Source organism: Dactylosporangium darangshiense, from assembly GCF_039537565.1.
Classification (GTDB): Bacteria; Actinomycetota; Actinomycetes; order Mycobacteriales; family Micromonosporaceae; genus Dactylosporangium; species Dactylosporangium darangshiense.
In genome coordinates, this window is record NZ_BAABAT010000126.1 from 1 (window position 1) to 6,873 (window position 6,873).

General features: G+C 74.9%; 1 protein-coding gene. It reads left to right on the forward strand.

Translation table 11 applies throughout. The annotated features are described in order from the left end of the window. Positions 1-6,873, forward strand: a 6,873-nt coding sequence (locus ABD901_RS57880) for an amino acid adenylation domain-containing protein (protein ID WP_345144811.1), incomplete at both ends; no start/stop codon positions are given.

Genomic DNA, 6,873 nt, shown 5'->3' on the forward strand with positions numbered 1-6,873 from the left:
TGGCGGGGATCTGGGCGGAGTTGCTCGGCGTCGAGCGGGTCGGGGCGGCCGATGACTTCTTTGATCTTGGTGGGCATTCGTTGTTGGCGACGCAGGTGGTGTCGCGGGTGCGGGTGGTGTTCGGGGTTGAGGTGCCGGTGGCGGCGTTGTTTGATGCTCCTACCGTCGCGGGGCTGGCGGCGGTGGTTGATGGCGCCGCGCCTGGGGAAGTTGCGCCGGCGATCGTGCCGGTGGGCCGGGGCGGGCTGCTGCCGTTGTCGTTCGCGCAGCAGCGGCTGTGGTTCCTGACGCAGCTGGAGCCGAACTCGGTCGAGTACAACACTCCTGCGGTGATCCGGTTCGACGGCGAGGTGGACGTGCCGGCGCTGGCCACGGCGCTGGGCGGGCTGGTCGCCCGGCACGAGGTGCTGCGGACGCGGCTGGTGGTGGATGCCGACGGGGTGCCGTACCAGGTGATCGACCCGGCGCCCGAGCGGTTCGGGCTGCCGGTCGTGGATCTGGCGGGGGAGCCGGACCCGGTCGCGGCGGCGCGAGCGTGGCTGGCCGCGGACGCGGTGGTGCCGTTCGACCTGGCCGCCGGGCCGCTGTTCCGGGCGACCCTGCTGCGGCTCGGCGCCGGGGACCGCGCGCTGGCGCTGGCGATGCACCACGTCGTGGGCGACGAGTGGTCGGCCGGCATCCTGCAGCGCGAGTTGGAGGCGTTGTACGCGGGGGTGGAGCTGCCGGCGTTGCCGGTGCAGTACGCGGACTTCGCGGTGTGGCAGCGACGTTGGCTGACCGGCGAGGTCCTCGAGGGCCAGCTGGGGTATTGGCGGCGGACGCTCGCGGGGGCGCCGACGCTGGAGCTGCCGACCGACCGGCCGCGGCCGCCGGTGCGCTCGACCGAGGGCGGGATGTTCGAGTTCACCGTCGCTGCGGAGATCACCGACGGGCTGCGCGCCGTGGCCCGGGAGTGCGGCGCGTCCATGTTCATGACGCTGTTCGGGGCGTTCACCGTCCTGCTGTCCCGGCACACCGGACAGGACGACATCGTGGTGGGCACGCCGATCGCGAACCGCAACCGCGCGGAGATCGAGGGCCTGATCGGGTTCTTCGTCAACACGCTGGTGCTGCGCGCCGACCTGTCCGGCGACCCCACGTTCGCGGAGCTGCTCGGCCGCGTCCGGGCTCGCACCCTCGACGCGTACGCCCACCAGGATCTGCCGTTCGAGCAGCTGGTGGACGCGCTGGTGGTGGACCGCGACCGCTCCCGCACGCCGCTGTTCCAGGCGCTGTTCAACTACTTCACCGACAACGGCGGCGATGTGCAGCGCCCGCCGCTGGGGCCCGGCGCAGACGCTGTGACGGCGAAGTTCGACCTGCGGCTGATCCTCACCGAGCGGCGCGGCGGGCTGGCCGGGGCGCTGGAGTACAGCACGGCGCTGTTCGACGCCGACCGCGTCGCCCGGATGGCGGGGCACTTCCTGGAGCTGGTGGCCGGCGTGGTGGCCGACCGCGGCCGGCGCCTGTCGGGGCTCGCGCTGCTGACCCCGGTCGAACGGCGCGACTTGGCCGCCTGGGCCGGGCACGGTGCGGTCGAGCCGGCGCCGGGTGCGGTGCCGGACCTGTTTGCGCACTGGGCCGCCCGCTCGCCCGCGGCCGAGGCGGTGCGCTGCGGCGACGCCGCGCTGACCTACGCGGAGCTCGACGAGCGGGCTGCCCGGCTGGCCGGGTTCCTGCGGCTGGCCGGCGTCGGGCCGGAGACCGTGGTCGGGGTCTGCCTGGAGCGCGGGGTCGAGTTCGCGGTGGCGATGCTCGCGGTCTGGAAGGCGGGCGGCGCCTATCTGCCGCTGGTGCACGGGCACCCGGTCGAGCGCCTGGCGCTCATGCTGGCCGACGGCGGCGTGACGGTGCTCGTCGGCACCGACACCACGGTCGGCGACCTGCCGGTGGGCCGGGCCCGGCTGGTGCTCCTGGACGACCCGGCGGTGTGGGCCGTCGGCCGGCTCGACCCGGCGCCGCTGCCCGAGGCCCGGCTGGACCAGGTCGCGTACGTGATGTTCACGTCGGGCTCGACCGGCCGCCCCAAGGGCGTCCAGGTCACGCACCGGGGGCTGGCGAACCTGGTCGCCGGCCAGGCCGAGGCGTTCGGCGTCGGCGCCGGGACCGGGGCGCTGCAGTTCGCGTCGTACGGGTTCGACGCCTCCGTGTCGGAGATCTGCGTCGCGCTGGCCCGCGGCGCCCGCGTCGTGATGGTGCCGGAGCCGATCCGGGCCGTGCCCGAGCAGGTGGCGGCCCTCGTGCGCGAGAGCGCGGTGGAGGTTGCCACGCTGCCGCCGTCGGTGCTGGCGGTGCTGGAGCCGAGCGACCTCGACGGCCTGCGGACCCTGGTAAGCGCCGGCGAGCGGCTGCCGGCGGGGCTGGCCGGGGCGTGGTCGGCCCGCCATCGGCTGCTGAACGCGTACGGGCCGACCGAGTCGACGGTGTGCGCGTCGCTGACCGTGCTGGACGCCGAGGACCTCGCCGGCGGGGCGCCCTCGATCGGCCGGGCGCTTCCCGGGGTACGACTGCTGGTGCTGGATCGTTGCCTGCGGCCCGTTCCGGCCGGGGTGCCGGGCGAGTTGTACATCGGCGGCGCCGGCCTCGCGCGCGGATACGCGGACGCGGCAGCCCTGACCGCGCAGCGGTTCGTCGCGGACCCGTTCGACGGGCGCGGGGGCCGCTTGTACCGCTCCGGCGACGTGGTCCGGTGGCGGCCCGACGGCCGGCTCGACTTCGTGGGCCGGGCCGACGAGCAGGTGAAGGTGCGCGGGTTCCGGGTCGAGCTCGGCGAGATCGAGACCGTGCTGCGCCGCAACCCGGCGGTCGCCGACGCGGCCGTGATCGCCGACGGGCTGGAGGCCGACCGGCGGCTCGTGGCCTACCTCGTCCCGGCCGACCGGGCCGCCGGCGCGGCGGCCGTCGAGGACCTGCGCGAGTTCCTGTCGGCGCGGCTGCCCGGCTACATGATTCCCGCGGTGTTCGTGGAGCTGGCGTCGCTGCCGCTGAACGCCAGCGGCAAGGTCGACCGGGCCGCCCTGCCGGCGCCGGACGGCGCCCGGGTCGAGCTCGGCGCCGCGTACGTGCCCCCGTCCTCGGCCGCCGAGGAGGCCCTGGCCGCCATCTGGGCCGAGATCCTGGGCGTGGACCGGGTCGGCGTGCACGACAGCTTCTTCGCGCTCGGCGGGCACTCGCTGCTGGCGACCCGCGTGGTGTCGCGGATGCGGGCGGTGTTCGACGTCGAGGTACCGGTGGCGGCGCTGTTCAACGCGCCGACCGTGGCCGGCCTCGCGGCGGTCGTCGAGGAGCTGACCCCCGGGCTGCTGGCCCCGCCGATCGTGCCGGTGGACCGCGCCGCCCCGCTGCCGCTGTCCTTCGCGCAGCAGCGGCTGTGGTTCCTGGCGCAGCTGGAGCCGGACTCGGTCGAGTACAACATGCCGACGGTGCTCCGCCTCGACGGCGCGGTGGACGTGCCGGCGCTGGCGGCGGCGCTGGGCGGGCTGGTGGCGCGCCACGAGGTGCTGCGGACCCGGCTCGTCGCGGACGCGGACGGCGTGCCGTACCAGGTGATCGACCCGGCGCCGGCGCGCTTCGACCTGCCGGTCGTGGACGTGTCGGAGCGGCCGGACCCGGCCGCGGCGGCCGAGGCGTGGGTGCTTGCCGACGGTCGGGTGCCGTTCGATCTGGCGGCGGGGCCGTTGTTCCGGGCGACGCTGGTGCGGGTGGCGGCGGACGAGCACGTGCTGGCGTTGGCGATGCATCACGTGGTGGGCGACGAGTGGTCGGCGGGCATTCTCCGCAACGAGCTGGGCGCGTTGTATGCCGGTTCGGAGCTTCCGGCGTTGCCGGTGCAGTATGCGGACTTTGCGGTGTGGCAGCGGGGTTGGCTGTCCGGTGAGGTGCTCGAGGGTCAGCTCGGGTTCTGGCGCGATGCGTTGGCGGGTGCGCCGGTGCTGGAGCTGCCGACGGATCGGCCGCGGCCGCCGGTGCGCACCTCCGACGGCGCGGCGATCGAGTTCACCGTCCCGCCGGCCGTGGCGGAAGGGCTGCGGGCGGTCGCCGCGGACGCCGGCGCCTCGATGTTCATGACCCTGTTCGGGGCGTTCGCCGCCCTGCTGGGCCGCTACTCCGGCCAGGAGGACGTTGTCGTCGGCACGCCGATCGCGAACCGGAACCGGGCCGAGATCGAGGGCCTGATCGGGTTCTTCGTCAACACCCTTGTGCTGCGCACGGACCTGTCCGGTGATCCGACGTTCGCGGAGCTGCTGGGCCGGGTGCGGGAGCGGACCCTGGCCGCGTACGCGCACCAGGACCTGCCGTTCGAGCAGCTGGTCGACGAGCTGGGCGTGGCCCGGGACCGCTCGCGCACGCCGCTGTTCCAGGTGCTGTTCAACTACGTGACCGGCGATGACCGGGACCCGGGCGAAGGGGCGCCGGCGGAGCCGCAGGCGATGCCGGTCAAGTTCGACCTCGTGGTCGCGCTGGCCCCCGCCGGGCCGGGATTCGTGGGGTCGGTGCAGTACAGCACGGTCCTGTTCGACGCCGAGCGGATGGCGCGGCTCGTCGGGCACTTCGTGGAGCTGCTGTCGGCGGTGGCGTCGGCCCCCGACCGCCGGCTGTCGTCGGTGGCGGTGCTGACGCACGACGAGCGGCGACAGCTGCGCGGCTGGAACGACACGGCGGCGCAACTGCCGGCGGTGGGCGGCGTGCCGGACCTGATCGCGGCGCGGGCCGCGGCGGATCCGTCGGCGGTGGCGGTGCGGTGCGGCGACGCCGTGCTCACCTACGGCGAGCTGTGGCGGCGCGCGGAGCGGCTGGCCGGGTTCCTGGTCCGCTCGGGGGTCGGCCCGGAGTCGGTGGTCGGGCTGTGCCTGGACCGTGGGGTGGAGTTCGTGGTCGCCGTCCTGGCCGTGTGGCGGGCGGGCGGCGCATACCTGCCGCTGGATCCTGGTTATCCGGTGGAGCGGTTGGCGTTCATGGTCGCCGATGGTGGTGCGTCGGTCGTCCTGGGTCAGCGGGCGGTGGCGGCGGATCTGGCCGCGGCGGGCGTGGCGGTGACCTGGTTGGAGGACGTGCCGTTGGACGGCGCGGACGCGGTGGCGCTGCCGGCGATCGTCGGGGATCAGGCGGCGTACGTGATCTACACGTCGGGGTCGACGGGCGTGCCGAAGGGTGTGGTGGTCACGCATCGCGGGCTGCTGAATCTGGCGGTACAGCTGGGTCCGGTGTTCGGGGTGGTCCCCGGCCGCGTGGTGCTGCAGTTCGCGGCGTTCGGGTTCGACGCGGCGGTGATGGATGTGGCGGTCGTGCTGTCCGGCGGCGGGTCGCTGGTGGTCGCTTCGGGGGTGCAGCGCTCGGAGCCGGCGCGGCTGGCGGCGTTGATCCGGGCGGAGCGGGTGGAGGTGGCCAGTGTGGTGCCGTCGCTGCTGTCCCAGCTCGACCCGGACGAGATTTCCGGGGTCGGCACGTGGGTGGTGGGTTCGGAGCGGGTCGGCGCGGACCTGGTGGGGACGTGGGCGGGCCGGTCGCGGATGTTCAACGCCTACGGCCCGACCGAGGTGTCGGTGTTGGCCACGACGATGCGGTGCGTGGCCGACGGGTCGGTGGTCGCGCCGGCGATCGGTGGTCCGTTGGGCAACGTACGGGTGTTCGTGGTCGACGGGCTGCTGCGGCCTGTGCCGGTCGGGGTTCCCGGCGAGCTGCTGATCGGTGGGGCGGGTCTGGCCCGCGGGTATGCGGGGCGGGCGGAGCTGACCGCGGAGCGGTTCATCGCCGACCCGTTCACGGGCGACGGCGGCCGGTTGTACCGGTCCGGCGACGTGGTGCGGTGGCGGGCCGACGGCCGGCTGGAGTTCGTCGGCCGCGCGGACACGCAGGTGAAGGTGCGCGGCTTCCGGGTCGAGCCGGGCGAGATCGAGGCGGCGCTGCGCGCGCATCCGGCGATCGACGACGCGGTCGTGATCGCCGACGGTGACGAGGCGGACCGGCGGCTGGTCGCCTACCTGGTGCCGGCCGATGCGGCGGCGGGCGTGCCCGGGGTGGAGCCGCTGCGCGGATTCCTGCGCGACCGGCTGCCCGAGTTCATGGTGCCGGCGGTGTACGTCGAACTGGCGTCGCTGCCGCTGAACGTCAACGGCAAGGTGGACCGGGCCGCGCTGCCCGCGCCGGACGCCGCCCGGCTGCCGCTGGACGGGGAGTACCTGGCGGCGCGGACCCCGACGGAGCAGGTGCTGGCCGGGATCTGGGCCGAGCTGCTGGGCGTGGCGCGGGTCGGGGCCGCCGACAACTTCTTCGCCCTCGGCGGGCACTCGCTGCTGGCCACCCAGGTGGTGACGCGGGTGCGGGCCGTGTTCGACGTCGAGGTACCGGTCGCGGCGCTGTTCGACACCCCGACCATCGCCGGCCTTGCCGCGCGGATCGACGCCGCCGCGCCGGGCGTGACGGCGCCGCCGATCGTGCCGGCCGGGCGCGACGGGTTGCTGCCGTTGTCGTTCGCGCAGCAGCGGCTGTGGTTCCTGGCGCAGCTGGAGCCCGACTCGGTGGAGTACGTCGTGCCGATGGCGGTGCGGCTCGACGGTGTGGTGGACGTGCCGGGGCTGGCGGCCGCGTTGGCGGCGCTGGTGGCGCGGCACGAGGTGCTGCGGACGCGGCTCGTCGCGGACGCCGACGGCGTGCCCCATCAGGTGATCGATCGGCCGGTGGTCTTCCACCTGCCGGTGGTGGATCTGTCCGGGGAGCCGGATCCGGCGGCGGCGATGCAGGCGTGGCTGGCCGCGGACGCCGCGGTGCCGTTCGATCTGGCGACGGGGCCGCTGTTGCGGGCGACGTTGCTGCGGGTGGCGGCGGATGGGCATG